At 51.8% G+C, this 927-nt stretch carries 3 protein-coding genes; all 3 read left to right on the top strand.

Annotated features, from left to right (window positions below):
* Positions 1 to 386, top strand: a 386-nt coding sequence (locus E1963_RS19905) for a hypothetical protein (RefSeq protein ID WP_201272081.1), incomplete at its 5' end; no start/stop codon positions are given.
* A 2-nt stretch (positions 387 to 388) separates the two neighbouring features.
* Positions 389 to 583, top strand: coding sequence for a hypothetical protein (locus E1963_RS19170; RefSeq protein ID WP_132281681.1), 195 nt, complete (start codon positions 389 to 391; stop codon positions 581 to 583).
* A gap of 60 nt (positions 584 to 643) precedes the next feature.
* Positions 644 to 927: hypothetical protein (locus tag E1963_RS19175; protein WP_201272082.1), on the top strand; the 284-nt coding region annotated here is incomplete at its 3' end.

Raw genomic sequence — 927 nt, forward strand, 5'->3', positions numbered from 1 at the left:
GGAGGGGGAGGAAGGTTATCAGACCAAGGAAACAGAAGAAAGGAGGGAGAGGGAAGCTGGAACCAGCGGAGAAAAAGAGGGGGGAAAGCAGGGAAAAGAAAATGCCCGGGAGAGCTTTTCAGCGTCTCATGTTCCATGCTGAAGATATCGGGGGAAGAAGAGGGAAGAGGAAGAGAGAAAAGAGGAGGAGGGAGAGAAAGAAGAAAAGAAAGACAAAGACAAGCCCAATAGGAGAGAAGGAAGAAGAAAAAAAGAAGGAGGGGGAGAGAAAAGGAGGAAAGGGGGAGAGAAAGGGGAGAGAAAACAAAGGGGTACTGCTGAAAAGGAAGGAGGAAAAGGGAAGAGGGGAGGAGAGAGGGGGAAGGAGGGAAGGAGAAAAAGCTTAACTATGTCGTCCTGTGCGGAGAAAGAAGGGGGAGGAGAAGAGGAGGGGAAGGAAAAGAGAGGAAAGAAGAGAAGAAGGAAGAGGGAGAGGGGAGAGAAGGGGAGGGGGGGAGGAGGGAAAGAAAAAGAAGGGGGAAGGAGGAAGGAAGGAGAAGAGGGGAGAAGGGAATCTGCCAGCGCTTTACCCATGGAAGAATAATCCGGGGAAGGAGGAGGGAGAAGAGAGGAGGAAAGGGAAGAAGAGGGAGGAGTTTCCTCGATGATATGCAGAGAGGAAAAGGCGAGGAAGGGGGAAGAAAGAAAGGGAAGGGAAAAGAAAGAGGAGGGGGAAAGAAAAGAGGAGGAAAGGAGAGAGGGGAGGAGAGGAGAAGGCAGAGGGAAAGGAGCCAGAGCTACACGCGGTATCCTCTGGTCTCCCAGAGGGAAGACAAGGAAGGGAAAGAAAAAAAAAGGAAAGGGGGGAGGAAAGGAAGAAAGCAAGAAAGAAAAGGAGAAAAGCGGAGAGGGAGCGACGAGCGGAAAGGAACCGAGGAGAGGGGCGAA

It is taken from the genome of Extibacter muris (assembly GCF_004345005.1).
Lineage (GTDB): Bacteria > Bacillota > Clostridia > Lachnospirales > Lachnospiraceae > Extibacter > Extibacter muris.

Bases quoted from the DNA above. Each gene is read 5' to 3' on its own strand.
- E1963_RS19170 (WP_132281681.1), top strand. From the start codon at position 389: ATGTCGTCCTGTGCGGAGAAAGAAGGGGGAGGAGAAGAGGAGGGGAAG.